Annotated in this window: 27 protein-coding genes; 16 read left to right on the forward strand and 11 right to left on the reverse strand. The window is 46.5% G+C overall.

Annotated elements, in window-relative coordinates; translation table 11 throughout:
• Positions 1–151: 151 nt before the first annotated feature.
• Positions 152–1,111 (forward strand): aldo/keto reductase, encoded by a 960-nt coding sequence (locus tag QNJ26_11925; GenBank protein MDJ0986242.1) that lies wholly within the window; start codon positions 152–154, stop codon positions 1,109–1,111.
• Here QNJ26_11925 and QNJ26_11930 read toward each other — a convergent pair.
• The 8 genes from QNJ26_11930 to QNJ26_11965 all read right to left on the reverse strand — a co-directional run bounded on the left by QNJ26_11930 (position 1,108) and on the right by QNJ26_11965 (position 10,522).
• On the reverse strand, positions 1,108–1,371 hold the full coding sequence (locus tag QNJ26_11930) for a hypothetical protein (protein MDJ0986243.1): 264 nt from the start codon (positions 1,369–1,371) through the stop codon (positions 1,108–1,110). The two genes, QNJ26_11925 and QNJ26_11930, sit on opposite strands and share 4 nt — an antisense overlap.
• A 55-nt stretch (positions 1,372–1,426) precedes the next feature.
• Positions 1,427–1,633, reverse strand: a complete 207-nt coding sequence (locus QNJ26_11935; protein ID MDJ0986244.1) for a hypothetical protein — start codon at positions 1,631–1,633, stop codon at positions 1,427–1,429.
• 129 nt (positions 1,634–1,762) lie between these two features.
• Entirely contained in the window at positions 1,763–3,397 is a 1,635-nt protein-coding gene (locus tag QNJ26_11940) for a hypothetical protein (protein ID MDJ0986245.1), read from the reverse strand.
• A 56-nt stretch (positions 3,398–3,453) separates the two neighbouring features.
• Complete coding sequence (lspA, locus tag QNJ26_11945; protein ID MDJ0986246.1) at positions 3,454–3,939, reverse strand: signal peptidase II; 486 nt, start codon at positions 3,937–3,939, stop codon at positions 3,454–3,456.
• 174 nt (positions 3,940–4,113) lie between these two features.
• Positions 4,114–6,912, reverse strand: a complete 2,799-nt coding sequence (gene ileS, locus QNJ26_11950; GenBank protein ID MDJ0986247.1) for an isoleucine--tRNA ligase — start codon at positions 6,910–6,912, stop codon at positions 4,114–4,116.
• Between the two features lie 655 nt (positions 6,913–7,567).
• Positions 7,568–8,449, reverse strand: coding sequence for a glucose-1-phosphate thymidylyltransferase RfbA (gene rfbA, locus QNJ26_11955; GenBank protein MDJ0986248.1), 882 nt, complete (start codon positions 8,447–8,449; stop codon positions 7,568–7,570).
• Positions 8,450–8,510: 61 nt separating this feature from the next.
• Complete coding sequence (locus tag QNJ26_11960; protein MDJ0986249.1) at positions 8,511–9,890, reverse strand: nucleotide sugar dehydrogenase; 1,380 nt, start codon at positions 9,888–9,890, stop codon at positions 8,511–8,513.
• Positions 9,891–10,015: 125 nt separating this feature from the next.
• Positions 10,016–10,522, reverse strand: a complete 507-nt coding sequence (locus QNJ26_11965) for an HNH endonuclease (GenBank protein MDJ0986250.1) — start codon at positions 10,520–10,522, stop codon at positions 10,016–10,018.
• A gap of 376 nt (positions 10,523–10,898) precedes the next feature.
• Between QNJ26_11965 and QNJ26_11970 the strand changes: the two genes are divergently transcribed.
• Positions 10,899–11,456, forward strand: coding sequence for a class I SAM-dependent methyltransferase (locus QNJ26_11970; GenBank protein ID MDJ0986251.1), 558 nt, complete (start codon positions 10,899–10,901; stop codon positions 11,454–11,456).
• A 79-nt stretch (positions 11,457–11,535) separates the two neighbouring features.
• Here the strand turns inward: QNJ26_11970 and QNJ26_11975 are convergent, their stop codons facing one another.
• The 3 genes from QNJ26_11975 to QNJ26_11985 all read right to left on the reverse strand — a co-directional run bounded on the left by QNJ26_11975 (position 11,536) and on the right by QNJ26_11985 (position 14,968).
• Positions 11,536–12,477 carry a hypothetical protein gene (locus tag QNJ26_11975; protein MDJ0986252.1) on the reverse strand — a complete coding sequence of 314 codons (942 nt, stop codon included), beginning with the start codon at positions 12,475–12,477 and terminating at the stop codon, positions 11,536–11,538.
• On the reverse strand, positions 12,474–13,406 hold the full coding sequence (arcC, locus tag QNJ26_11980; protein MDJ0986253.1) for a carbamate kinase: 933 nt from the start codon (positions 13,404–13,406) through the stop codon (positions 12,474–12,476). The genes QNJ26_11975 and arcC overlap by 4 nt, the downstream gene beginning before the upstream one ends.
• A 248-nt stretch (positions 13,407–13,654) precedes the next feature.
• On the reverse strand, positions 13,655–14,968 hold the full coding sequence (locus tag QNJ26_11985; GenBank protein MDJ0986254.1) for a cyclic 2,3-diphosphoglycerate synthase: 1,314 nt from the start codon (positions 14,966–14,968) through the stop codon (positions 13,655–13,657).
• Between the two features lie 346 nt (positions 14,969–15,314).
• Between QNJ26_11985 and QNJ26_11990 the strand changes: the two genes are divergently transcribed.
• The 14 genes from QNJ26_11990 to QNJ26_12055 all read left to right on the forward strand — a co-directional run bounded on the left by QNJ26_11990 (position 15,315) and on the right by QNJ26_12055 (position 26,064).
• Complete coding sequence (locus QNJ26_11990) at positions 15,315–16,280, forward strand: hypothetical protein (protein ID MDJ0986255.1); 966 nt, start codon at positions 15,315–15,317, stop codon at positions 16,278–16,280.
• A 265-nt stretch (positions 16,281–16,545) separates the two neighbouring features.
• Positions 16,546–16,926 (forward strand): hypothetical protein, encoded by a 381-nt coding sequence (locus QNJ26_11995; protein ID MDJ0986256.1) that lies wholly within the window; start codon positions 16,546–16,548, stop codon positions 16,924–16,926.
• A 168-nt stretch (positions 16,927–17,094) separates the two neighbouring features.
• Positions 17,095–17,544 (forward strand): large conductance mechanosensitive channel protein MscL, encoded by a 450-nt coding sequence (gene mscL, locus QNJ26_12000; GenBank protein ID MDJ0986257.1) that lies wholly within the window; start codon positions 17,095–17,097, stop codon positions 17,542–17,544.
• A gap of 394 nt (positions 17,545–17,938) precedes the next feature.
• A complete protein-coding gene (locus tag QNJ26_12005; protein MDJ0986258.1) occupies positions 17,939–18,820 on the forward strand; it encodes a phosphodiester glycosidase family protein in 882 nt (293 codons plus the stop codon).
• Positions 18,821–19,085: 265 nt separating this feature from the next.
• The gene (locus QNJ26_12010; GenBank protein MDJ0986259.1) at positions 19,086–19,904 is read left to right on the forward strand and encodes a zinc-ribbon domain-containing protein; all 819 of its coding nucleotides are present in this window, start codon (positions 19,086–19,088) and stop codon (positions 19,902–19,904) included.
• A gap of 205 nt (positions 19,905–20,109) precedes the next feature.
• On the forward strand, positions 20,110–20,283 hold the full coding sequence (locus QNJ26_12015; GenBank protein MDJ0986260.1) for a hypothetical protein: 174 nt from the start codon (positions 20,110–20,112) through the stop codon (positions 20,281–20,283).
• Positions 20,284–20,422: 139 nt separating this feature from the next.
• A complete protein-coding gene (locus QNJ26_12020) occupies positions 20,423–21,178 on the forward strand; it encodes a zinc ribbon domain-containing protein (protein MDJ0986261.1) in 756 nt (251 codons plus the stop codon).
• Positions 21,179–21,283: 105 nt separating this feature from the next.
• Positions 21,284–21,682, forward strand: coding sequence for a hypothetical protein (locus QNJ26_12025; protein MDJ0986262.1), 399 nt, complete (start codon positions 21,284–21,286; stop codon positions 21,680–21,682).
• Positions 21,683–21,704: 22 nt separating this feature from the next.
• On the forward strand, positions 21,705–22,478 hold the full coding sequence (locus tag QNJ26_12030) for a carbon-nitrogen hydrolase family protein (protein MDJ0986263.1): 774 nt from the start codon (positions 21,705–21,707) through the stop codon (positions 22,476–22,478).
• Between the two features lie 114 nt (positions 22,479–22,592).
• A complete protein-coding gene (locus QNJ26_12035) occupies positions 22,593–23,015 on the forward strand; it encodes a GNAT family N-acetyltransferase (protein MDJ0986264.1) in 423 nt (140 codons plus the stop codon).
• A 54-nt stretch (positions 23,016–23,069) separates the two neighbouring features.
• The gene (locus tag QNJ26_12040) at positions 23,070–24,032 is read left to right on the forward strand and encodes a carbon-nitrogen hydrolase family protein (GenBank protein ID MDJ0986265.1); all 963 of its coding nucleotides are present in this window, start codon (positions 23,070–23,072) and stop codon (positions 24,030–24,032) included.
• Positions 24,029–24,649 (forward strand): LysE family transporter, encoded by a 621-nt coding sequence (locus QNJ26_12045; protein ID MDJ0986266.1) that lies wholly within the window; start codon positions 24,029–24,031, stop codon positions 24,647–24,649. The genes QNJ26_12040 and QNJ26_12045 overlap by 4 nt, the downstream gene beginning before the upstream one ends.
• 199 nt (positions 24,650–24,848) lie before the next feature.
• Positions 24,849–25,211 carry a hypothetical protein gene (locus QNJ26_12050; GenBank protein ID MDJ0986267.1) on the forward strand — a complete coding sequence of 121 codons (363 nt, stop codon included), beginning with the start codon at positions 24,849–24,851 and terminating at the stop codon, positions 25,209–25,211.
• A 211-nt stretch (positions 25,212–25,422) separates the two neighbouring features.
• Entirely contained in the window at positions 25,423–26,064 is a 642-nt protein-coding gene (locus QNJ26_12055) for a GNAT family N-acetyltransferase (GenBank protein MDJ0986268.1), read from the forward strand.
• The last annotated feature ends 54 nt before the right edge of the window (positions 26,065–26,118 follow it).

The raw sequence follows: 26,118 nt of genomic DNA on the forward strand, positions 1-26,118 counted from the left end.
TTGCATATGAGTTATCATAAGACCCCATGAGAAAAAGAGCAACCAATGACGGTGCACATCGTCGGCGATTCTTGTTTTTTGGACTCAAATGGTTAGAATGTCGTATGATAGATGCAAATACATCTCTGACATCACAGGAATGGAGGAAATCATGCAATATCGCCAGCTGGGACTATCGGGCATTCAAATTTCGTCGATTATCATGGGCCTCTGGCAGGCCGGCAAAGAGATGTGGGTCGGCATAGATGACCAAGAAACCATCCGAGCGATTCGTGCGGCCTATGAAGCCGGTATGACCACATTCGACACAGCCGAAGCCTATGGTAAAGGACATTCGGAGAAAATACTGGCATCGGCAATATCCGATCACCGCAATCAGGTTATTTATGCCACTAAGGTATTTGCTAACCATCTCAAACACGATCAGGTGCTGGCAGCCTGCGAGCGTTCACTCAAAAACCTGCAGACGGATTATATTGACCTCTATCAAATCCACTGGCCCTCGGATTCATTTGGCTTTAAACCGGTGCCCATTTCAGAGACAATGAAGGCGATGAATTTACTAAAAGAGCAGGGAAAAATCCGCTCGATCGGCGTTTCCAACTTTTCGCGCTCTCAGCTTCAGGAAGCACTTCAATACGGCCGCATCGACAGCCTGCAACCACCGTATTCCCTTTTCTGGCGACATATAGAAAAAGATCTGATGCCCTTCTGTGCTGACAACCATATCACTGTTTTGGCTTACTCATCCATGGCTCAGGGGTTTTTAACGGGCAGATTTGGGCCGGGTCACAAATTTGAAAAAGGGGATGTGCGGGCAAAAAATAGATTGTTTCAGCCGGATATGTATGCCCGCGTTCAGGAAGCCCTCTCCCGCCTGGAACCGCTTGCAAAGCAACATAATGTTACGCTAGGTCAATTGGCCTTGGGCTGGGTCATATCGCATGCGGGCACCTGTGCCATTGCCGGTGCTCGAAATGCCCATCAAGCAATCGACAACGCGGCGGCAGGCGCCTTGATCCTATCGCAACAAGATCTGGCCAAAATCGATGAAATTGGGCGCGGTGTTACCGATTATCTGGATGATAATCCGGTGATGTGGGATTTCTAGCATTTGAAAGGGTAGAAGTGATGATAGCAGTATCCCTGCGGGTCTCCCCATTTCATTTCTGTATCAATTAGGCATTGCCCGATCATCTGTTTGGATATCTCTTCATAATCAGGGCGTTGCTCCTCTTGTCGTTTACACTCCATACATATGGCTTGATGATCATATACCGATAAAATCCGATGATCATCGCTGCCAATTTGTTTGTCGCAACGATTGCATTGTATGGCGCAGGTTAGCTGCTCTACCCACTGGTCAGCCATCAGATATCCTCCTTATCTAAATTGAGCGCTTCGAATAATTTCATCACCAGAATGTTTATTTCTTTATATCATTCACCAAATCCTTGATTATGGCAACAACATTTCGTCCCCTTTCGCGTGCAATGCGATGCGCATCCGCGACAATTTGAGATGCCTGAATGTTGAGCTCCGCCTGATTGGGCACTGTTTTGCCCAGCTTTTGGTAGCGCCAGGTGATAAATCGTATGGCCAGGCGCTCCTCCTGCTGTTTGAAAAAACCCATTTCTCCAGTTCCTGTTTTCCCAGGGCATTATGCATCAACGAATAGATGATACTGTAATGGTGATGTTTATGGCTATTGGCTTATGATCAGTTGCAGCCAGCTGCCAGGAACCAGCAGCCAGTGGCCTGCTCAGGCTGACCCCTTTTGCCGATAGCATACACTTAAAACCAGCCGCTCTAAAATTAGTTTGGGATCCTGGCCGCTGGTTTTAAGCTCACGGTCAGTTGCGTTCAAATGGTCAACGGCGGCCATCAGTTCTGTTTTCGTAAACCGAGCCGATTTCTTTAACAGCTGATAAACGGGATAGCTATTTTTAGGATTTCTGGCAAGCACTAAATCGGTTTGAATCTTCTTTTTTTTCGAATCTTTACCGCCTTTAGCAAGACCATCAACATCTTCAACCATATATTCAGGCTGCTCCCATTGTTCAAGGGTTCGGCGCAAGGATTGGTCATAATCCACAATCGATGGCATCATATTTTGTTGAAAAGCGTTGTATGAGACCCCAGCATGCCATCCTCTTCCTGCCTCGCTGGCGGTAAAATCCTTGGCCAGCAGCAACCGCCTGATCTGATTAACAATTGCCGAAAGGATCTGTAAGGGATGAAATCCACCAGCGATGAGAGAATTGATATAAAATAGGGCTTTTGACACCTGTCGGTCTGCTATGGCATTGGTCAGCTCATAGATCGGATCCTGTTTAGTGCGTTTCAAAACAGAGGTCACATCTTTTTCGGTAATCGTATCCCGATCGCCAACATAGTCCACTAATTTCTCAAGATTGCCGCAGAATGTTCTCAGGTCAAAGCCGGTCATATCCAGCAGTGCCGCATAGGCAACTTTGTCCATTTTTTTGTTTGCCGGCTGAAGGATTTCGACCACTTTTTTTTGCAAGATAGCGTCTTGCGCTATCCGGTCTGCGCGACGCTCCCCTTTGGGAACCCGACAGTCAATGATAACACCCTGTTCCTTTACCAGCTTGTACAACCCCAGTCGCTTGTCAACCACGTCAGTGGTAATTACCAGGTGATTGTTGGCTGGAAATCCCTTTTTGATCGCTTTTTGCAGCGCCCCGGGCAAATCCGCCGGCGGGGGGATGTTGAGATCACTTTGTTGGCAGTATTCGATAAGGTCATCCAACCATTCATCGCTTTTGATTAAATCTTGCGCAAACGATAGTGTGGATTGACGGTTCGACGGCGCAACATCATCAAACGACAGGCTTAAGTTACCCATCAAGCTTAATAAATATTTGGCGGCTTTGCTTTTATTGTCATCATCATAGGCTTTTTTTGAATTTTCCATCAAGCGGGTCTTATCCTGGGTGGCATGAAAAATTCTTGATTCCAACAAAGCAACCACTTTGGTCCCGGGTATCAAAGAAAAGGTGTTAACCCGTTCAATCACATCATAGATATTCTCAACAACGCCTTCCATAGGATCATAGTTTGCATGCCGTTTTTTTTCCGGCAGCAACACATCCAGCAGCTTTGAATAGGCTGTTTTGACCAGCAGTTCTTCACCGAACAACAAATAGACGGGCGCAAATGGCTTTTCGGAATCACCACCCAGATCCTTTAAGTACTTTGGCAGCAATTGATGGTTGAGTTCAGGCATTTTGCTGTGGCTGTCAATTGATGGTTGTCCGTCATCTGTTGCAGACAAACAGAGAAAAAAGGGTATGGTGTTGAACTCCTGGATACCGGCAAACACCACAAAGCACAACGTAAAGCACCATTGGATCCGGCAGCGAAAGTTTGACATCTATAACGCGCCGCAAGCGATCACCCGAGCCGAAGCCGACATCAAGCGGCCAGATTCTATTCGGGCATTTTTTTAAAAATGATATGGTAAAGAAATATCCCAATTCCAACAGAAATGGCGCTGTCGGCAATATTAAATGCGGGCCAGTGCCAGTTTCCCACATAGAAATCCAGAAAATCGATTACCATTCCAAATCGAATCCGGTCGATGAGGTTTCCGATGGCGCCGCCAAAAATCAAGGCAAATGCGGCTGCCAGCGCGACGTATTGCCTGGGTGTTTTTTTGTAGAAATAAAAAATTAATCCGACTGCCAAAGACGAGATAAATAAAAAAATAATGCTTCGCAGGGTCGGGCTCAGATTCGCCATAAGCCCAAAGGCACCGCCCGGATTGTATATATGGGTCAGATTAAAAAAACCGTCGATCACCGGGATCGTCGTGTGTTGTGGGACGGCGCGCAGAACGATTTCTTTGGAAATCTGATCCAGCGCAATGACCCCTCCGGCGATCACCGCCAGCTTGATATATTTGTTGTTGAGCATGTCTTCTTTACAAAGGTTCCAAGGTTCAGGGTTCTGCGTTCAGGGTTAAACCATAAAAGTCAACAGCTGTCTGGTCTCACGAATGTCGCCATTAACCGGCTAATCATTCAATATCAGTGGACAGAGCCAGAACACCTCCAACCTTTGAACCCTGAACCTTGAACGCTGAACCTTCTAAGATATTTCGGATAACGCATTCTGGCAACGTTCGCAAATCGTCGGTTGAGAGCTATCCGTTCCGACAGTGGTTTCATAGACCCAGCAGCGTTCACATTTTTTGCCTGCTGCGGTTTCAATTTTAATGGCCAGGCCTTCAAGATTTTCACTCACAAAACTGCCGTCCAGTTTTTCGTCCTTGAGCAACGATACGTTTGAAACGATAAAAATAAATCTTAGATCATCCGCATACGGTTCAAGCAGACTGTATAAATTATCATCTACAGAAAGGATAACAGAGGCGTCCAGAGGGTGCCCGATTTGTTTTTTTGCTCGGGCCTCTTCCAGAGCTTTGGTCGTCTCGGCCCGAACTTTCAGAATCGTATCCCATTTTTGAGCCAGCTGATCATCTTTCCAGTTTGGATTGTCCTCGGGCAGGAGGACCAGGTGAACACTTGGAACTTTATCGCTGTGTTCCGGCATGTGGGTCCAGATTTCTTCAGCTGTGAACGGCAGTAGCGGTGCCATCAATCGCACCAATGAATCCAGTAGATAATACATCACCGTCTGCGCGCTTTTGCGAGCTTTAGATTTCGGCGGTGATGTATACAGCCGATCTTTGAGGATATCCAAATAAAATGCCGACAAGTCTAATGTGCAATAATTATGGAGCGCATGATAGATAATATGATATTCATAGCGATCATAGGCCTTAAGCGTTTTTTCAATTATCGCCTGTAGTTTATGCAAGGCAAAACGATCCAACTCCGGCATGTCTTCATAGGGCACCAAATCTGCAGCCGGATCGAAATCAAACAAGTTACCTAGCATGAACCGGCTGGTGTTGCGGATACGCCGATAAGCGTCGCTGAGTTGTTTTAAAATATTCTCAGAGATACGGATATCTTCTCTGTAGTCGGTTGCCGACACCCACAATCGCAGGATTTCAGCACCGTATTTATCAATAACCTCGCTGGGCGCAACAACATTTCCCAGCGACTTGGACATTTTGCGACCTTCGGCATCCACCACAAAACCATGGGTTAATACGGCTTTGTAAGGGGCCTGTTTTCGAGTACCCACAGCCGTCAGCAACGAACTGTGAAACCAGCCTCGGTGCTGATCGCTTCCCTCTAAGTATAGATCCGCCGGCCATTGCAAATCTGCTCTGGGTTCGAGCACTGCTGCGTGACTGACGCCTGAATCAAACCATACGTCAAGAATGTCATTTTCTTTGACAAAAGACTTGCCGCCGCATCCGGCACAGGCCACATCACCGGGAAGAAAATCGGAAATATCTTTTTCAAACCAGATATCGGCACCGTGCTGCTCGAATTGAGAATAGACTTCGCGCATAACGTCTTCATCCAATAGAATCGTTTCACAATCTTGACAGTAAAAGACCGTGATCGGAACCCCCCAGGCGCGTTGTCGTGAAACACACCAATCCGGTCGATTTTCAATCATGCCGTAAATGCGTTCGCGACCCCAGTGCGGAATCCATGTGACGGTATCAATAGCGGCCAGGGAATTTTGCCTCAGGCCAATCTTGTCCATTGAGATAAACCACTGCGGTGTGGCGCGGAAAATCACCGGCTCCTTGCAGCGCCAGCAATGCGGGTAGTTATGCTCGATATGACCCTCAGCGACCAGCGCGCCCAGATCATTTAGCTTCTTATTGATATTTTTATTGGCATCAAAAACAAATTGCCCTTTGAAAAAGGCAACATCATCGGTAAAACACCCCTGGTCATCTACCGGGGAATAGACATCTAAGCCGTACTTGAGACCGACCTCATGGTCTTCGCGACCGTGACCGGGGGCCGTATGAACGCAACCGGTGCCGGCTTCCAGAGTGACATGATCTCCCAGAATGATAAGCGAATCCCGATCGACCATCGGATGGCGACAGCGCTTGTTCTCCAACGCTTGCGAGTCAATCTCGGCAATGACCTCATAATCTGAGATTCCAAAGGTTTGCATACAATAATCCATCAACTCACGCGCCAGAATAAAGACCGAATCGTTTCCGACATCAACGGCCACGTACTCAAACTCTGGGTGCAGCGCAATGGCTAAGTTGGCCGGAAGCGTCCAGGGCGTTGTCGTCCAAATAACGACGTAAACAGATTTGCCGGCCAATGTTGGAAACGCTTTGCCAAGATCATCTTGCAGAATAAATTTTACGAAAATCGATGGAGCGGATTCGTCCTGGTACTCAATTTCCGCCTCAGCAAGTGCGGTCTGACAGGTGAAACACCAATAGATCGGTTTTTTGCTGCGAAACAGGCTTCCATCGCGGGCAAATTTGCCACATTCCCGGGCGATGATTGCCTCATACTGATAGTTCATGGTCAGGTAAGGATTTTCCCAGTCCCCCATTACGCCTAGTCGTTTAAACTCATCGCGCTGGATATCAATGAATTTTTCAGCATATGCCCGGCAAAGCCTGCGAACATCCGCCAAAGAGAGTGTTTTTTTCTTCTCCCCGATCTCCAAATCGACATTATGCTCGATCGGCAACCCATGACAGTCCCAGCCCGGAACATAAACCGCATCATAGCCTGCCATCTGCTTGGACCGCACGATGATGTCTTTCAGAATTTTGTTCAAGGCGGTGCCAATATGGATGTTGCCATTGGCATATGGCGGCCCGTCGTGCAAAATAAACGGCTCCCGACCTTTGGATGAATTTCGGACGTGTTGGTGCAGATCCACCTTGTCCCACTGCTTAAGTTGTTCCGGCTCTCGCTTCGAAAGATTGGCTTTCATCGGAAAACGGGTCTTCGGAAGGTTAAGCGTCTTTTTATAATCCATGCATTCCTCCGATTTTTATTTTCGGATTAACCTATATCGAGCGTGTACAATATTAAGAAGAGATCAATTATATCTAATTTTGTACAAATTTTGTGTGTTATAATTCTACGATTGATGGCCGCAGGATCAGGGCAACGGTTTGAACAATCCATTTCGTTTTTTTAATTAGAAACCCTTTGGTTTTCGCTTTCAGCTTTCGACTTCCCATCCACTGATGCAGGCTGCTGCGGAGGACGGGCGCTCTTTGAGCTTGGGGCTTCAGTAAATAGCTTCCGTTTTCGCTCTGCCGAGCTTGGGGCTTCCGTCTTCGCATTGGCATGCTATGCCGGGACAAGTCGACCCCACAAGTCGCCGCGACACAACGCCGGGGCAGGTCGCCCCGGCACGGTGGCAATCCGCCGTAGGCGGATCAATCCTGCCAATCACTCCAGTTAGGATTAAACTAAGTTTTTTACTTGGATTGCCAAATCCTGTCAAGCAAATACCATTAGCGGTGCTATTCGCAGATGCGGATTGAACCATTCGGGCCGCGCTGTCCATCTGCGGTTATTCAGAAAAATGCCGGAAACAGTTTCAGCAGGATTTGATCGGCAAGGTGGGGGTGTCGACTGTGGCGTTTGATGCCGCAGCAGACGATCATGATCCATACAGACAGTTAGATCGAGGTCTCAACATCATTGGCGATATCCAGCAAATAGCGCCCATAATCATTCTGGACCAATCGCTGAGCAAGGTTTTCAAGTTGCTTTTTGCTGATATATCCCAAGCGAAAAGCCAGCTCCTCAACACAGGCAATTTTAAGTCCCTGGCGTTCCTGGATGGCCTGAACGTAACTTGCCGCCTGTTGCAATGCCTCATGGGTTCCGGTGTCCAACCAGGCATATCCGCGTCCTAAAAGCTCTACTCTGAGTCTACCCTGTTGCAAATACGCCATATTGACATCGGTGATCTCAAGCTCGCCGCGTTTGGACGGCTTAAGGTGATGGGCAATGTCAATGACATCGTTATCATAAAAATACAATCCGGGAACGGCATAATTGGACTTCGGTTGTTGGGGTTTTTCTTCGATTCCGATAACGTTGCCACTAGCATCGAAATCGACAACGCCATAGCGCTGGGGATCTTTTACCGGATATCCAAAAATTAAGCCGCCGCGCTTTAACTGAACTGCCTTGCTCAAGATCATTGATAAATTGGGACCATAAAATATATTGTCTCCCAGAATGAGCGCCACGGGATCACTTCCGATAAATTCCTTTCCAATAATGAACGCCTGTGCCAGTCCTTCGGGGCGCGGTTGTTCTTTGAAAGTAAAAGACAAGCCCAACTGGGACCCATCGCCCAAAATTCTTTTGAAAATCGGCAGGTCATCCGGAGTCGAGATCAACAAAATTTCTTTGATACCGGACAGCATCAACACAGACAGAGGATAATAAATCATCGGTTTATCATAAACCGGTAATAGTTGTTTACTGACCCCCAGAGTAATGGGAAACAGTCTGGAACCGGATCCACCCGCTAAAATGATGCCTTTCATCATAGTGACGTCCTGCTTAGAATATTTTTTGGCGTTGAGTGCAGCAATATCAGCGTTGCCATCAGGACGGCTGCATTACCACAGAGCCTACTGCCAAATAAGTGTAGTCTTTAGACACGAGTTCATCATAATCCGGAATCATGCGGCGGCCGTCCATAATCAGGTAGGGAGGGGTCACGGTATCTTCAATGGTTCGTGAAAATCCACGAAATTCCTCACAATCTGAAGATATAAAGAGCGCCTGGGTGTCCTTAATGGCATCTTTGGCCGAATCAAAATATTTAATTTTATCAAATAATACGTTTTGGGAAGGATCAAACTCCTGCCGGGCTGATTCATTGGCCAATGGATCATAGGCATTGATTTGGGATACGCCTTTTCCGAGTAATGCTTCGACAACTTTGATAGATGATGCATCGCGCATATCGTTGGTGTGTTTTTTGAAAGCCAGTCCCAACACTGCCACGCTTTTATTGTTAAATTTGAAACCGGCCTCATTGATGGCACGATCAACCAGATACACTTTCTGGAATTCGTTGACCTCAAAAGAAGCCTCCAGCATTTTGGTGCTGACATTCATTCGTCGCAACTGAAAAATTAAGGAGGCAATATCTTTTCCGAAACAGCTGCCGCCGGCGCCATTGCTGACAAATGAGCCCCAGGTGCTGATGCGGTCGTCAGCCGTGACACCCATTCGAAGGTCATCAATATTCACATTTGCGATTTTTTCACCGATCTTGGCGCCCACACCGTTCCAAAATGAGATGTAAGTCAACAACATGGTGTTGGCGACGTATTTTATCGCCTCGGCAGTTTCAGGCGTGGTCTCAATGTATTTGATGCGAACGTGATGTACAAATTGCGAATAGACACGGCGTAGAATTTTAAAATCTTCTTCATGGTCGCAGCCCACAACCACGCGATCTGGCCTGCGGGCCTGATTCACAGCGGTTCCTTCGGCTAAAAATTCAGGATTGGAAGCCACGCCAAAATTCTCTACACCGCAGTTTTTCATAATTCCTTCCAAGCGTCTGGCGGTCTCAATGGGTACCGTGCTCTTGCTGACCAACACGATGCGACGGTTATCTTTCCGAGTCGCTAAAATCCCAGCAATTTGCTCGGCGGCAGCATCAAAATAGGTCAAATTGGTAGAGCCGTCCAGATTAGAAGGTGTCGGCAGACATAAAAATATGGCATCAGTACCTTCGATGATCGACTTCAAGTCACTGGAAAAAAATAGGGATTTACCGTGGGTTTCACGAATAATATTGGACAAACCGGGCTCCATCACAAATTTTTCGATTTCATCAGCCTGACCGGTGGAAAATGCATCGATCTTGGCTTGATCGACATCATAGGCGTATACCTCGTGACCGTATTCCGAGCACACAGCAGCCTGAACAAGTCCGACATACCCGGTTCCCGCAACAATAAGTTTCATATTCACCTCTTATCTTATTTTTTTAAACCTGTCCGAAACAAGTCCAGCACTAAAACCAAACGGGTCAATATTCTGGGGGGGAAATTTTATATGAGTGCTGCCCAAATTCGCTGATTTCCTTGTGCTTAGTAAACACCCAGATCTCTTAATAGATCATTGATGCCGAGTTTTTGAAGTTTGAGCCTTAAAAATTCTGAAATCGTCGGCTGGACAGGCCTCACTTTGAGGAACATATTGGCTTCTCTAGGCGTCTGATGGCCTTTCTTGATATTGCAGGGTTTGCAGGCCGCCACACAATTTTCAAAAGTGGATTTACCGCCTCTGGATTTAGGAATAATATGATCTATGGTAAGACGAATTCGTTGGGCTCCACAATAAGCGCATTTAAATCCATCTCGGATAAAAACGTTCTTTTTGCAAAAGGCAACCCCTGTTCGATATATGGTGCGGATCAGTTTGATCAAACGCATAACCGCCGGGATTTTAAAAATAGCGCCACTGGAACTTCTTACCGTTTTGGTAGAATCCTTTAAAACCTCAACCTTGCCTTTCGCCTGCAAGCAAATGGCGCGTTTCCAGTGAACAACATTCAGATACGTATAATCTGCATTTAGTAAAATGCAATGTGTCATCCCGTGCTCCATGTTCTAGTACTTGGCTAACATTTCCAGGCAGTTACCTCCATTTGGCAGTTGCCAAACGCTAAGGATCGCCCACAACTCTCATGTTAAAAATTTTAATATAGCCAACGTCAAAAATCAATCCCATATTGCGGTTTGCAGAATATTGTCATAATTACAGCTTAATGCTGGACGTTAAAATGCAGATGTCTCGTCTGAAGCCGGCAAAGGTAATCAGGTTAAGCCCGTTACCCGCTTGTCCGCCTCCGGTGGGTTAGCCGGTTAACTCGATCAGATGTTAGTCTGATTTTAACAGGCCTGATCCCGTATCACCAGGACCTGCAGCCCGCCCAGCGGGCTAACCGGACAACCCAAATAAATTGCGATCATGAAACATTTTGATTTGCTCGCCCCCATTTACGATTCCCTGGCCGGCAAACCCGATACAACCCGATTCAAACGGCTGTTGGCCCTGCCCTGCAAGGGTCTTTTGCTGGATGCCGGTGGGGGGACTGCCAGGGTATCATCTCGCTTAAGCAGTCTGATCGAACATATAGTCGTCAGTGATCTGTCTTATCGTATGTTGAGGCAGGCCAGCCACAAGCCAGTTCTTCTTGTTGGATCGCGGGTCGAACAACTGCCGTTTGCAGATGAATCTTTTGATCGTATTCTTGTTGTCGATGCACTGCATCATTTTAGCGATCAGCAGGGGGCCATTCGTGATCTATTACGCGTTTTAAAATGCGGCGGCCGCCTGGTGATAGAGGAGTATGACTTGACGCACACCGGTGTTAAGCTGCTGGCTCTGGCTGAAAAAATCCTGGGGATGGGCAGCCGGTTTTTAAAATCCGCTGACATGGAAAAAATGATCAGCCTAGATGGCGTATCTGTAACCATTGAGCGCCCCAACTGCTTTACCACCTGGATCATCGCCGATAAAAAATGAAAACATCCAATAATCGTTTGATCCTGCCCGCAGGTGCTAGCGGCACCGGCTGGTGATGGTTGAACCCATCTTAGGGGTATTAGTTGGTTTCACAATCGACCACCAAAGAGCATTCTTCGTCTTTATCAGTATAAACCGTAATCTCTTGGTCGCTTGAGATCGGTGATTCTTCAAGGTACAACACTTCGTCATGCGTAAAACAGGCCCTGCGAATAAAGTTTATAATCGTGTTTTCGCCTTTGATGAACCTGTAGCTTTCAGCGTCCTTTACCACCAAAACCGGCACGCTTTTGATCTCCAGCACGTTAAGAATCAATCGGTTAATTTCAGGGGCAAAGTGCGGATTGAGTTCAAGCCCTGTGAGTTCCAATGATGTGATGGTATCAATAGGATTCAAATATAAATCACAGCTATTACAATTGTTGAGTGTTTCAATCACGTTTTGACAATGCGGGCAATCAGACGAAAATATCAGAAAGATCTGTTTGCTTGGCGATGAGCAGGATTTAACGCCGTAAGATGCGTTTTTCAGTGAATAGGTTTTTGATTTTGCGCTGATGGGAAAAAACGTTAGGATTGAAAATGACAGCGCCACGGCAGATAAAACAGCAAAACCGATAGCCAGCTGTCGCAAGCCGTAGAGCATATTCAACAAAATCATAAACGCAAATATCATCAAACAATAGGCGCAGATCGTATGGGCAATCAATATTTGATATGCCATCAGGGCTGAATCAAAAACCAAACCCGAGACCAGTACCAGCCCAATGACATCAATATCAAATAGCATTTTGGGCTTTAAATTGAACGACAGCCAAAAGACCAATTGAAAAAATATCAAGCCTGCGATGTTCAAATAAAGCGGCGATATCGAGGCTAAGCCTTTAACCACCTCGCACCCGTCGTTTAAACAAATCCCAGCACCGCTGATAATGGTTATCAGGATTTGGAGCGCAATGATCACACTGGCGCCGAATGCAACCCCTCGAATGATTTTGTATTTTGTTTTTGATTCCGTCATAAAGTAATTTCGGTACCGGCCTCTCTGTTTACAGCCGACCCAATCGCTTCGATCGATGTGATCACTGCGCGTTTGCCCCCGTTGTGCACAAACTGAACCGCCGCTTCAACTTTAGGCCGCATCGATCCAGCAGCAAAATGTCCTTCAGCAATCAATTGGGCAGCTGATTGTACGTTTAAATCGCGTAAAAATACTTCCTCAGCAGTTCCATAGTTCAAGGCAACGCCATCCACATCGGTTGCAATCACGAAGATGTCAACGCCGACCTCTTCGGCCAGCTTGGCGCTGGCCAGATCTTTATCGATGACAGCATCAACGCCTTGAAACGCCCTGCCCTCCCGTACCACAGGAATACCGCCTCCTCCGCAGCAAATGACGATAAAATCGGAATTGATGAGCTTCTTTATTTCGCGTTTTTCAATGATGGTCACCGGCTTGGGCGAGACCACCACGCGCCGGAGGCCTTTGGCGGTTTTAACGATCGGATAGCCGGATGGCACATCTTTTTCCGATTTGTAAACCGGTCCGATTGGTTTGGTTGGATGAGAAAAGGCTGGATCATCTTCATGAACCACCACGTAAGTAATCAGACTGATCAACGGCTTGATGTGGACCCCCAAATCCATCAGTTGGCTGTCCAGAGTCGACTCAATCATGTATCCGATCTGGCCCTGGGTTTGGGCAACTAAAATTTCAAGCGGCAGTTTCGGTACTTCAGCGCAGCTTTCCTGCTGAAGTAAAAGGTTGCCAACCTGTGGGCCGTTGCCGTGGGTAATAATAACTCGGTAGTCCTGTGAAAGCCTGGCGATTTGCCGAATGGGCAGCACCAGATTCTTAAATTGTTGCGCGACAGAGCCTTTTTCACCCTTACGGATGAGTGCATTGCCACCCAAGGCAATCAGAAGTACCGGTCTAAGTAAATCTTTCATTTTGCTCTTGCCTTGTCCCTAAAAATAATATCATTGGCCAGCCTCTGGCTGCTGGCTTCTTGCTCCTGGCGACTTGATTCTGGCAACTGGCTACTGGCGCTCCTGATAACATAATGCACAATCGGAGCACAACCGAGGACGAGTACGAGAACGAGTACGATAAGGGCACCTAAGATCTTCGTCCTCGTCGTCGTCCTCGTGCTCGTCCTCGAGAACTCTAACTCACAGCAACCCGCTAAAATGTTAAATCATTCCAACCGCGCTGTTATCAGCGCCTCAAGTGTGAGCTCACCATGATCCTGATACTCATATCTTACCCGCACAGTGGGCTTTTCTATATTCAGCACCAGCGGCAAATGAATCGGAGTGGCAAACAAAACCAGGTCGCAATCAGCTGTATTAATTGTGTTTTCAAGATCGCTGATCTGGTCAGGCGTATACCCCATGGCCGGTATCACATTTCCGATATGCGGATAGACCGTGTAAGTTTCATTGAGAGAGCCGACGGCGTATGGGCGTGGATCAATTATTTCAGCTGCGCCAAATGTTTCGGCAGCAACAATCCCGGCACCGAAAGGCATTTCACCATGGGTGAGGGTCGGCCCGTCCTCAATGACCAAGACGCGTTTACCCCGGATCATTTCCGGCTGCTTAACCACTAGAGACGACTCCGCCAGGACAATTTGCGCCCCAGGAGCATATTCTTCGATGTTTTTTCTGACCTGCCAGACTTTTTGCGCCGGTGCGGAATCGACTTTGTTAATCACGGCAATGTCAGCCATGATCATATTGGTCTCTCCAGGGAAATACAGCAATTCATGGCCAGCCCGGTGTGGATCAAAAAGAACAATATGCAAATCCGGTTTATAAAAAGGGGTGTCATTGTTCCCGCCATCCCAGATAATAACATCGGCTTCTTTTTCGGCTTCGGTTAAAATCTTGCCATAGTCGATCCCGGCATAGACCACGATGCCCTGCTCAACTAAGGGCTCAAATTCTTCTCTTTCTTCAATCGTGCATTGGTGTTTTTCAAAATCTTCATAAGTTGAATATCGCTGCACGATCTGGTTTCTAAGGTCACCATATGGCATTGGGTGACGCACGACCACTACCTGTTTGCCGTTTTTCTTTAGGACCTCACAAACCTTGCGCGTGGTCTGGGATTTCCCGCATCCCGTTCGAACCGCACATACGGCCACAACGGTTTTCGAGGATTTAAGCATGGTATAGGGCGCACCAATCAGAATAAAATCGGCTCCCTCTGCCATAGCCAAAGAGGCTTTGTGCATGACTTCCACATGCGGGACGTCGCTGTATGAAAAAGCCACCAGATCCACCTGGTGCTGTCGAATCAGCTCGGCAAGACTGTCTTCCGGATAAATGGGAATGCCTTTGGGATATAGTTCGCCGGCAAGCTCAGGCGGATACAGACGACCAGCAATATCAGGAATCTGTGCGGCAGTAAAAGCGACCACATCATAACGTGAATTGTCTTTAAAGTAGACGTTATAATTATGAAAATCTCGACCGGCTGCCCCCATAATGATGACTTTTTCAATCATAGCCACGCCTTTCAGTTTATTTGATGGATTGGTTTTATTTTTTAGTTTAGTATATACCAATAAATGCGTGGTCTGCAAATATCTTTCATCGGTAAGGGTTCTGGGTTCAAAGGTTCAGGGTTCAGGGTTCAGAGGTTATATGTTCAAGGTTTTGAAATTAATAGGTTCCGATTTCACACCGCGCGTTCATTCTTTCGAAATATGATCTGATTGCTTTCTGATATTGCTCCAACCTTTGAACCCTAAACCTTGAACCCCGGAACCTTGTTTATAAAATTTATAATTTGATTCAAAATTCAATTTATACTAAAAATCAAGACAGTCGTTTTTATTCAGGAAATCAGATATGACCCAACCTCTTTTTCTGCAGAATATCATCGCCTGCATCTGGGACTTTGACAAAACGTTGAGTCCTGGCTACATGCAGGCACCGATATTTGAACGGTATGGAATTGACCCCAAAACTTTCTGGAAAGAAGTAGAACAATTGCCCAGCCAATACAAAAAAAATGGGCTAGATCTGATCTCTACAGACACGCTGTATTTAAATCATATATTAACCTATACCCGCGAGGGAAAGTTTAAAGGACTCAATAATGCCAGGCTAAGACAGCTTGGCCATAAAATAGAACTCTATCAGGGGCTGCCGCAATTTTTTGAGGAAATTAAAAAATTTGTGGCAACAAACGCCGAATATCGGCAACACGATATTCAAGTGGAACATTACATCGTCTCAACAGGTTTAAGACAAATGATCTTGGGCAGCAAAATTGCGCCGTATGTCGATGGTGTTTGGGGTTGCGAATTTGTGGAAGACGCACCGCCGCCCGGATATTTGGATAGCACCTCAAAGACCGCTTCGCAGGATCCCAGGACGCTCTCACAAATTGCGTATGCACTGGACAATACAACCAAGACCAGAGCCGTTTTTGAAATCAACAAAGGCAGCAATAAAATTCCAGATATTGATGTAAATGCCATGATCCCCGACGCGGATCGCCGCGTGCCGTTTCAAAACATGGTCTATATTGCCGACGGCCCCAGCGATATTCCTGTTTTCTCATTAATCAACCGCTACGGTGGTAGAACTTTTGCGGTCTATCAGCCTGAATCCAGCAAAGAATTTGCCCAAGTCAACAATTTGCAGAAGCAAAACCGTGTCCAGTCATTTGGAGAAGCCAATTACAACCGAGGTTCTCAGACCGCTATGTGGATCCTAAATGCCATAACTGAAATATCTGCTCAGATCGCTAAAAATAGAGAACGCGCGCTGGGAGATAAAATTGGGAAACCGCCTAAGCATTTGGAATAGGATTTATGTCATAGATCGGTGCCGTTTAATGCTTATAACAGTTTTTTAAGCAGCCGGAAATTTCTCCAGGAGTTCCGCCGCAGGCGGATTCAGGTGTCAGGTTTCAGGTGTCAACAAACAGCAAACAGAGGAAATATATCTGCTTCTTTTTCTATTTTTTTATCTGTCTTCTGTCTTCTGACATTTGTCTTCTGAGCACTGACACCTGAAACCTGACACCCAAAACCTTAAAAATATCCTCACTGTTGAATAAAGGATGATAAAAATGAACAAAATCGAAAACCTACAAAAAGTGACACTAAAGATGGAAGCCGGCACCACCACCGAACGAATGGACCTTACCCCGACCGCGTTGCAATATGAGTTTATCTTCGGTATCGGTCCATCCGGTATGTGCCCCTTTGAATATGAATTAATCCATAAAAAAGAGGGCGACATCGTTAAGTTGCGCCTCAACAGAGAAGAACACCATCAGTATACAGGGCATCTTTTTCTGCCGATTCATGATTTGTTTGAAGAAAATGCAAGTTTCTTTCTGAAAGTAAAAATTGCAAAAGTGCAACCAGCCGATAGCAAAGAGGTTGTCAAGGCTCTGGCAGAAACCACTGCACATACTGGCGGTTGCGGCTGCGGATGTGGTTGCTAATGATTCCTTCACATGACGAAAGACATATCAAAATTTTAATAGAAGAACGACAGGTGGGTGCAGCAAATGTCTGACCAGCGGTTATCCTAAAAGACATATGGGCTTGACGCCATATCTTCAGGCCTTTATTCAATCGGATATCCGGGTCATTATGAAAGGAGGGGGAAGATGTTTAAAGAATTTAAAGAATTTGCCATGCGGGGCAATGTGGTCGACATGGCCGTCGGCATTATCATTGGAGCTGCCTTTGGAACGATTGTCAAGTCACTGGTTGCTGACGTTCTCATGCCGCCGATCGGCATGCTGCTGGGCAATGTGGATTTTTCCAATCTCTTTGCCGTCATCAAACAGGGATCTGTTGCCGGCCCGTTTGCCACAGTGGCAGAAGCGCAGAAAGCAGGTGCAGTCACCGTTAATTATGGTGTGTTCATTAATACGATCATCAGTTTTTTGATTGTCGCTTTTGCTATTTTTATCGTTATTAAAGGCCTCAATAAATTGAAACGAGAAGAAGAAGCGCCGCCAGAGGAGCCTACCACCAAGGATTGCCCGCATTGTTTTTCAGAAATACCCATCAAGGCGACCCGCTGTGGCTTTTGCACATCAGAGCTTGGATAAACTTAGACGCTGCTGCTGTTTGCGAATGTATTTGTAGTTATTAGACCGTTCTCAACTCCAAATCCTCTGATCGCAACATACCGGGGATGGTCACTGAGTGATATGCTCAGACGACCATCCCCGGTTTGCTTCCAAACGAATGCCTGAATGTTGCACGATTCAGCGGCTTGTATGTGCAGTCATTCTTCAGGGATACTTTTCACCTCGAACCTTTTCACAAGGCGATTCAGTCTTATTCAACAAACTTCCATTACCCCAAAAGGGTCCCCCATGTCGCTTTAAGATTTAATTTGCCTTTGGGTGACGGTTGTGTGTAAGATTTGAGTATCACAGGCTGCCAAACACCCCATAAGGGTGTCTCAAAAACACCGCACATCGGTTTTCAAAACTTGATATGAAGATTCGTTTACCAACCATTTCTTTGACCATTTTGATTCTATTCGCTGCGGCGGCAGTGATCACTCAAGCCGGCGAAAACAGCCAAGCCATTGGCTGGCAGAAGCTTGATAAAGGCATAGAATTGGGCACCTTTCTATCCCCCTTGCGGGCTGAAGTCGGGGATTCACTGGTAAGGGTGTTGCGAATTGATCCGACCTATTATCAGTTGCGGTTGCTCAACACCTCGGCTATCCAAAATGGCTCTCCAATTACGCCTAAACAATGGTGCCGCCAAAACGGTCTGACGGCTGTGATCAATGCCAGTATGTATCAGACCGATTACAAAACCAGTGTATCCTTAATGCGCAGAAAAGGGCATGTCAATAACCCTAGATTGTCCAAGGACATGACGATCCTCGCCTTTGACCGGCTGGATAGCGGCGTTTCGGAAGTAAAAATTATTGATCGCCAATGTGAGGATTACAATTTCTGGAAAAAAAAATATGCCACCCTGATTCAAAGTATCCGCATGATATCATGCACTGGTAAAAATGTCTGGAAACAGCAGCCCCGGCGCTGGAGCACGTCAGCTATTGGTGTCGATACGCAGAACAATGTTTTATTCATTCATGTGCGATCGTTATATAGCACCCATGACCTGATAAATATCCTTAAAGCACTTCCCCTTAACATATCACGTGCCATGTATACCGAAGGCGGACCCCAGGCTCAGTTATACATCAAAGTCGCCGATAGAGAATTTGAATTCGTTGGTAGTTATGAAGTCGGCTCAAGTGATGCCAACAAGGGATCGTTACCATGGCCCCTGCCAAATGTGATCGGCATCGTAAAGCGAAACCCCAAGCCCAAGCCATTAAGCGCTGCAGCAAACAGATAGATTCTTGACCTGTCTGCTGGTTCGCAGGATGCACCCCTGTTCGTAAAACCATTAAAACAGGTCAGGATTTTAATCGCGCTACATTCATTTTTGACCGCCGGTGCTGAGTATTCATCGCATTGTGACTTTTTTTTCTAAATAAAGAGGTTGATATTTGATCAGCCTTCCTCTATGAATTATAGTACTTAAGAAAAGTGAAAAATTTCAGTGCTGGGATTCAATTATCTATATAACTAATTGAAATAAATACTTAAATTAAATTAACATGCCAAAAGCAACTGAACAGTATAATCTAGCCGTCATCAATCCGGGCCTTGCCAAGGAATGGCATCCGACTCGCAACGGGGAATTAAATCCCCGAAACGTGACTCCCGGCTCAGGTCGAAAAATATGGTGGATATGCAGCAGGGGCCATGAATGGCAGGCAACCGTATACAGCCGAAACCGCGGCACTAACTGCCCATCGTGCCACAAATCCACAACGGCGGATAACAGCGAAATGCTGCTTGCCAACACCGATCTCATCAAAGAATGGCATCTAACGAAAAATAGCGGTTTAAATCTGCGGAATTTACCACCGGGCTTTAATAAAAAAGTATGGTGGATTTGTGAAGAAGGACATGAATGGGAGCAAACAGTCAAAGCACGAATAAAAGGACGCGGTTGCCCGCAGTGCAACAAAGGCAGCGTTCAGAAAAAATCACCAAAAGATTCGCCATCAACTCAGCCGTCTGAGAAGATGTTGACACCTGATAAATTCGGTGTGCGCCGACCATCATTTGCTGAAACCAGTGCGGCAACCGGTTTTAGAAGAAATAAGCGCTTTATGCATCGGGCAACTGTCATCATAGAAGATGTCAATTCTGGTTCGTTGAGCTACGCCCAAACAAAAGATTTCAGCAATGATGGTATGCTATTGGAATCAGCAGTTGCTTTCAAACCCGGCACGAAAATAAAAATTAAATTTGACGCCCAACCCTTTAAATCTGCTCCAAAAACTTACAGCTCTATTGTCAGGTGGTGCAAAGAAGCTGCCAATGAAGACGCCATGCACAACTACGGAATTGGCGTAAAATTTATTTGATAAAATTTGAACCCGGAATTACCTTTCACCTATTTAATTAAACAATTCGTTTAAATTTATAATATAACTATATTAAATTAAATAAAAATCAAACTTAATAGCCTGGCGGATCAACCGACTTCATGCTAAAGTTTCGCCAAATTTAACCGATATTATGTTATACTTGTATTTTGCAAGATTCGGGTTTTAATTACAGGAGATCGTAATGAAGGACCTTATCTCTCAGGGTTTATTGCTGCTTTCAGAAATCGGCGTGATTGTCGTCATGTTAATTATTATCGTAAAAGAACGAAAAAAAAGAAAAGAACACGCAAAGAAAACAAAACGGCCAGCGCGAAGCAACGCGGTGCCCGAAACACAAACACTTTATCTGGATTGATCATCGATCCAGCTAAACCAACACCCAGTGACCCAAAATCTTACAAAGGCAGCGACCCAATACCGGGCGCTGCCTTTCTTACTAGAATAAATCAAATCAGCATGTTTTGGTCTTTAGCCGTTCAATAGGATAAACGCTCATGAATTGCCCTAAATGCGGTTTTGAACAGACCCTTGATGGCATTGAATGCCAAAAATGCTGTGTTATTTTTGCTAAATATCTCAACGTTAAAAAACATCCGGCACAGAAAACTGCCCATACGCCCCTCGCGGTTCCAAAAAACAAAGCTGGCTGGGAATTTGCAAAAAATCTATTTTTGTATGTGAAGCCTGAGACCAATTCGCTTATTTTGATAGGCCGCAGCCTTGTATTTGCCATCATTTTGATATGGAGTATCAAATTTATTCTGACCCCCATGAAAAACCATTATGCTATGGCGTCTTTCTGGCATCTGGTCAATCTGCCTTTTCACGAAGCCGGCCACCTTATATTTCGACCCTTTGGCGAATTTATGACCTCTTTGGGCGGCAGCCTCGGCCAATTGCTGATACCGCTCGTTTGCCTGGTGGTTTTTTTAATCAAGACCCGTGATACTTTTGCTGCTGCCTTTGCTTTGTGGTGGTTTGGCGAAAATTTTCTAGATCTGGCTCCGTATATCAACGATGCACGATCGTTGAGTTTGCCATTGTTAGGCGGTAACACCGGGCGTACCTCGCCATACGGATTCCATGATTGGGAATTTATTCTTAAAAAATTGGGCTGGATTCAATACGATCATACGCTGGCATATTGGGCACATCTTTTGGGTTGTGTTTTGATGATATTCGCACTTGTATGGGGCGGATATATCCTTTATAAGCAATATCAATACAAAAAATCCGCCGATTCAGCCTGAAGCCCATTACACCTCACTCAAATCCACTGTCGCACCCGAAGGTGTCAATTGGGAGATGAATCCGGTATTGTACCCTTCCCCACCTAATAAGGAAAGGATAGCAAAATGAAAAGGCAGTTAGGTTTCATTCTTATAACTGCATTGGTTATCGCCGCGGCATCTTGTTCCGGAACGATGAAAGGTATCGATCGCTATTCGGGCAAGCGCGTTTTTTTTGAATATGAAGACGAAAAATTCGGATCCGCCAAAATTCATATTGTCATGCCCGGCGGAGAGAAATTTTCGGGCAAGCTTCTTAGCGAACCTATGGTAGGGGCATCGGGCAAAGAATACCCGGCCATAAATGAATTTCCCGGCAATGCACAAGCACTTTTGTTCGGCGATCGCGGTACAGAAATGCGGTGTAAATTCAGGCTGTCGGATAAAGTGATGGGATTCAAAAGTGGCGGCTACGGCCTGTGCGAAACTTCCGAAGGCCATGTGATTGATATCTTTACGCGCTAACGAATAAATGAGGAGCCGGGGCATGAGGGTCACGGTCTGTGAAATGCACAACCAGCCAGACCGCTTTGAGCAAGATTGGAACGCATTGGTCGACCACGTCAAATCTGCTGCCAGCGAATTGGTTTTGCTCCCTGAAATGCCCTTCTATCCCTGGCTGGCGTCTGCTAAAAAAGTTGACGCTAAACGCTGGCAAGCTTCCATAGAGGCGACCGATAAATGGATAACTTGCCTTAAAGATCTGGCACCGGCCGCCGTTCTGGGCACCCGGCCGGTGGTAAAAGACAACCGTCGGTTAAATGAAGGCTTCTGCTGGGAGGCTGCCGCAGGTTATCGCCCCATCCATTGCAAAACCTACCTTCCCGATGAGCGTGGTTTCTGGGAAGCATCATGGTATCAGCGGGGTGACGACGATTTCAGCGTGATGCAGTGCGGACAGGCCACAGTGGGCTTCCTCATCTGCACCGAACTGTGGTTTAACAAACATGCCAGGAATTACGCGCAACAGGGCGCTCATCTGATCGTCTGCCCCCGGGCCACTCCCAAGGCTTCAGTCGATAAATGGCTCGCGGGCGGACGAGCTGCAGCGATAGTATCCGGCGCATACTGCCTGTCCTCAAATCATACTGGATCCCGCACAGATGGACCTGATTGGGGCGGTGCCGGCTGGATTATCGAGCCTGAAGAAGGTGAAATCATAGGGCTTACATCAAAAATGACGCCATTTTTAACCATGAGCATTGACCTGAAAGCAGCAGAAAATGCCAAGCGCACCTACCCCCGATATGTAAAGTCCTAAAAGCGCTTGCATCTAATCACAGAAACACCTAAATTTATCTAATTTAGCACCCATCATACAGCAGCCCATCTTTTCAAAGGCTGACTTGATAATCCAGAAAACAGGCTGCCCCCTATGCAGATCAATATCTCTGAATTTTCAATCGCAGATTATAATCAGGTCTTGATGCTTTGGAAGCGCTGCAAAGGCATCGGCCTGAGTGACGCAGACTCAAAAGAAAATCTAAATGCCTATCTAAATCGCAATCCTGCTTTAAGCTTTGTGGCCAAAAACGCGAATGCGGTCATCGGAGCGGTGCTGTGCGGGCACGATGGTCGCCGGGGTTATCTTCACCACCTTGCCGTGCGCCACGATTGCAGGAATCAGGGCATCGGCCGATCACTTATTGAAAAATGTTTGTCGGGGCTTAAATCAATCGGAATTCAAAAATGCCACCTGTTTATATTCAACACCAACGACAGCGGTATTCGATTCTGGAAAAAAATGGGCTGGGATTATCGCAATGATTTGAGTGTGATCTCTAAAGAAATCGAATAGCCTGTGCAGATCTTTTTATCAGCACCATATCGCATGGCAGAAACGCGAGGTAAAATGGCCACAAAAAATCAAGATGTAAAGGCGGCTGTCGTACAGGCAGCGCCCATACTGTTTAATCGCGAAGCTACTGTGGACAAAGCCTGTGCGTTGATCGAACAGGCAGCTGCACAGGGTGCCCAACTTATTTTGTTTCCTGAAGCATATATCCCGGCTTACCCAAGGGGTTTGGCGTTTGGCACGGTAGTGGGTAGCCGCAGCCCGGTGGGACGTAGGATCTGGCAACGCTACTGGGAAAACACAGTGGAAGTCCCTGGCCCCACAACGCAAAAATTGGCAGAAGCGGCCAAAAAGGCCAACGTCTATCTGGCGATGGGTATTATCGAGCGAGACATGCAGCGCAGCAGCGGCACCCTGTATTGCACACTTTTGTATTTCGGACCCGATGGCCGGTTGCTGGGCAAACATCAAAAACTGAAACCCACCGCCGGAGAGCGACTGATTTGGGGTGAAGGCGATGGCAGCACGCTCACCGTTATTCAGACTGATATCGGCAACATTGGCGGGTTGATCTGCTGGGAAAATTATATGCCGCTGGCCCGTATGGCCATGTATAACAAGGGCGTGGATATTTACCTAGCGCCCACAGCCGATGCCAGAGATACCTGGCAGGCCACACTACGTCACATTGCATGTGAAGGACGCTGTTTCGTATTGGGATGCAACCAGTATATGACCAAGGATATGTATCCGGATGATTTGAAAGACTTAAAGGAATTGGACGAGCAGCCTGAGATCATGTGCCGCGGCGGCAGCGTCATAATTTCGCCTCTGGGAAAAGTTTTGGCTGGCCCGATGTATGATCAAGAAGGCTTCCTGTATGCCAATCTGGATTTAGGCGCCATTGCCCGCAGCAAATTTGATTTCGACGTGGTAGGACATTACGCCCGCCCGGATGTCTTTCAGTTGCTTGTCAACGAAAACCCGAGTGTGTCAGTGGTGGAAGTCGATAAAAAATGATGGAATGGGGCTTATTTATCAAGGGCATGATTATCGGTTTTTCAATTGCCGCACCGGTGGGGCCCATTGGGATCCTGTGCATCCAGCGCACATTATCAAACGGCAATTTCCAAGGACTGGTCACCGGGTTGGGGGCCGCCACCGCTGACGCAGTTTATGGTTTCATTGCCGCGTTTGGTTTAACTTTTATTTCTGATTTTTTGGTGGATCAATCTATTTGGTTTCGAATCATCGGTGGCCTTTTTCTTTGCTATCTGGGAATACGTGCTTTTGCAAGCAAACCGTCTTCGCAGAGCCTTTTAGTAAAAGATAGCAATGCGCTTTCATCCTATGGCACCACTTTTTTCTTAACCCTTACCAATCCAATGACCATCCTTTTTTTCGCGGGCGTATTTGCCGGGATGGGGGTTGTCAGCGAATCCATCCACTATGCCGCAGCGGGTCTGATGGTCATCGGCGTCTTTATCGGCTCAGCGACCTGGTGGTTGCTGTTGAGCGGTGCAACCGCCATTTTTCGCCATAAAATCAGCGAGGGCAAGCTGGCGTTGGTCAACAGGATTTCCGGGGTCATTATTCTGGCCTTTGGTGTGGCGGCGCTTGTGAGTGTTGTGGTTTAAATCTAGGGTTTCAGTGTTCAGGTGTCAGGTGTCAGGACTACGAATTTGATGAAAATCATCTTTGCATGGCATCTTTTTTCTGACACATGAAACCTGACACCTGAACCGCATCTGGCGGAACTTTTGAACATTGACACCTGAAAGCTTGTAAATTTTGAGGTCATAAATTGAATTGACTTAAAAAATGGAAGGCATGCAAATGGAAACAATAGAGGTGGCACCAATCAAACCGACCATTACCTTTAAGGAATTTGAGAAGATTGACATTCGCATCGGGACCGTCGAAAAGGTGGAACCGGTTGAACAAGCCGACAAATTGGTCAAATTGCGTGTAAATTTTGGCGACCATCACCGTCATATCCTGGCCGGTATTAAGACAGAGCGAGCGGATCCAGCAGAAATTGTCGGTCTGCAGGCACTATTTGTAGTAAATCTTGAACCGCGCGAAATGATGGGCGAAGTGTCAGAGGGTATGTTGTTTGATCTGGGTTATGCCGACGACATTACGCCGGTCATGGCAGTTCCGGAGAGACCGGTTCCGAATGGTGTCAGAGCTGGATAATGATTGCCTATTGGGATGACCCTTGCCATCAAATGGAGGCGAACAATGCCATCGCCATCTTTCCTCGAAGATTTTTTGATATTTCCGATTAGCACAATTTGAACAAAATAGAGAAGCTATTCAATTCCGATGCAGAGCTTTACTTTCCCAAAAAACATTTGACACTCATCATTTTAGTCTTTGATTCTCAAAGCGCATAACAAGGACGATAATGGGTATTCACATCAGACAGGCCCGGGCTGAAGACGCTGATTTTCTGGCCTGGCTCATGATCATCGCGGGAAGGGCCCACGTCACCAGGGGAATCTGGGAGGTCATATTAGGCGGCACAGAACAAGAGTGCCTAATATTTCTTAAACACCTGGCGGTAACCACTACACCGCATCTCTTTCATCATTCATGCTACCTGATAGCGGAATCCGATGGCAAACCAGCAGCAGGGTTAGGTGGATACGATCCGAGTCGATTAGGATACATAGCACTTCAAAAGGCTATGCCGGAAGTTTTTAGAAAACTCGGGTATCTTGGTCCAAGCCCAGAAGCCAACAACCGTGCAGAGCGGGTACTTTGTTGTATACCTGATAACGTCAAAGGGGCCTGGATCATTGATAGTGTGGCCACGTTGCCTGCGTATCGCCGCAAGGGATTGGCTGACCGTTTGCTGACGGTAATTCTTGAAAAAGGTCGTCAGAAGGGTTTTCAGAGGGCCCAAATCAACTTATACATCGGAAATCGTCCTGCTCAGCGCGCCTACGAAAAGCATGGATTTAAAATTGTGGCGCACAAATGTCATCCGGACTTTGAGGATGAAATCGGCTCACCTGGAATGATATGCATGTTGAGAAATCTTTGATAATACAAACAATTAAGAAATGACAATCCTCGTGAAGGGTTGATTTTACAGGGT

The sequence above is a fragment of the Desulfobacterales bacterium genome (genome assembly GCA_030066985.1).
In the GTDB taxonomy this organism is placed as follows: Bacteria; Desulfobacterota; Desulfobacteria; order Desulfobacterales; family JAHEIW01; genus JAHEIW01.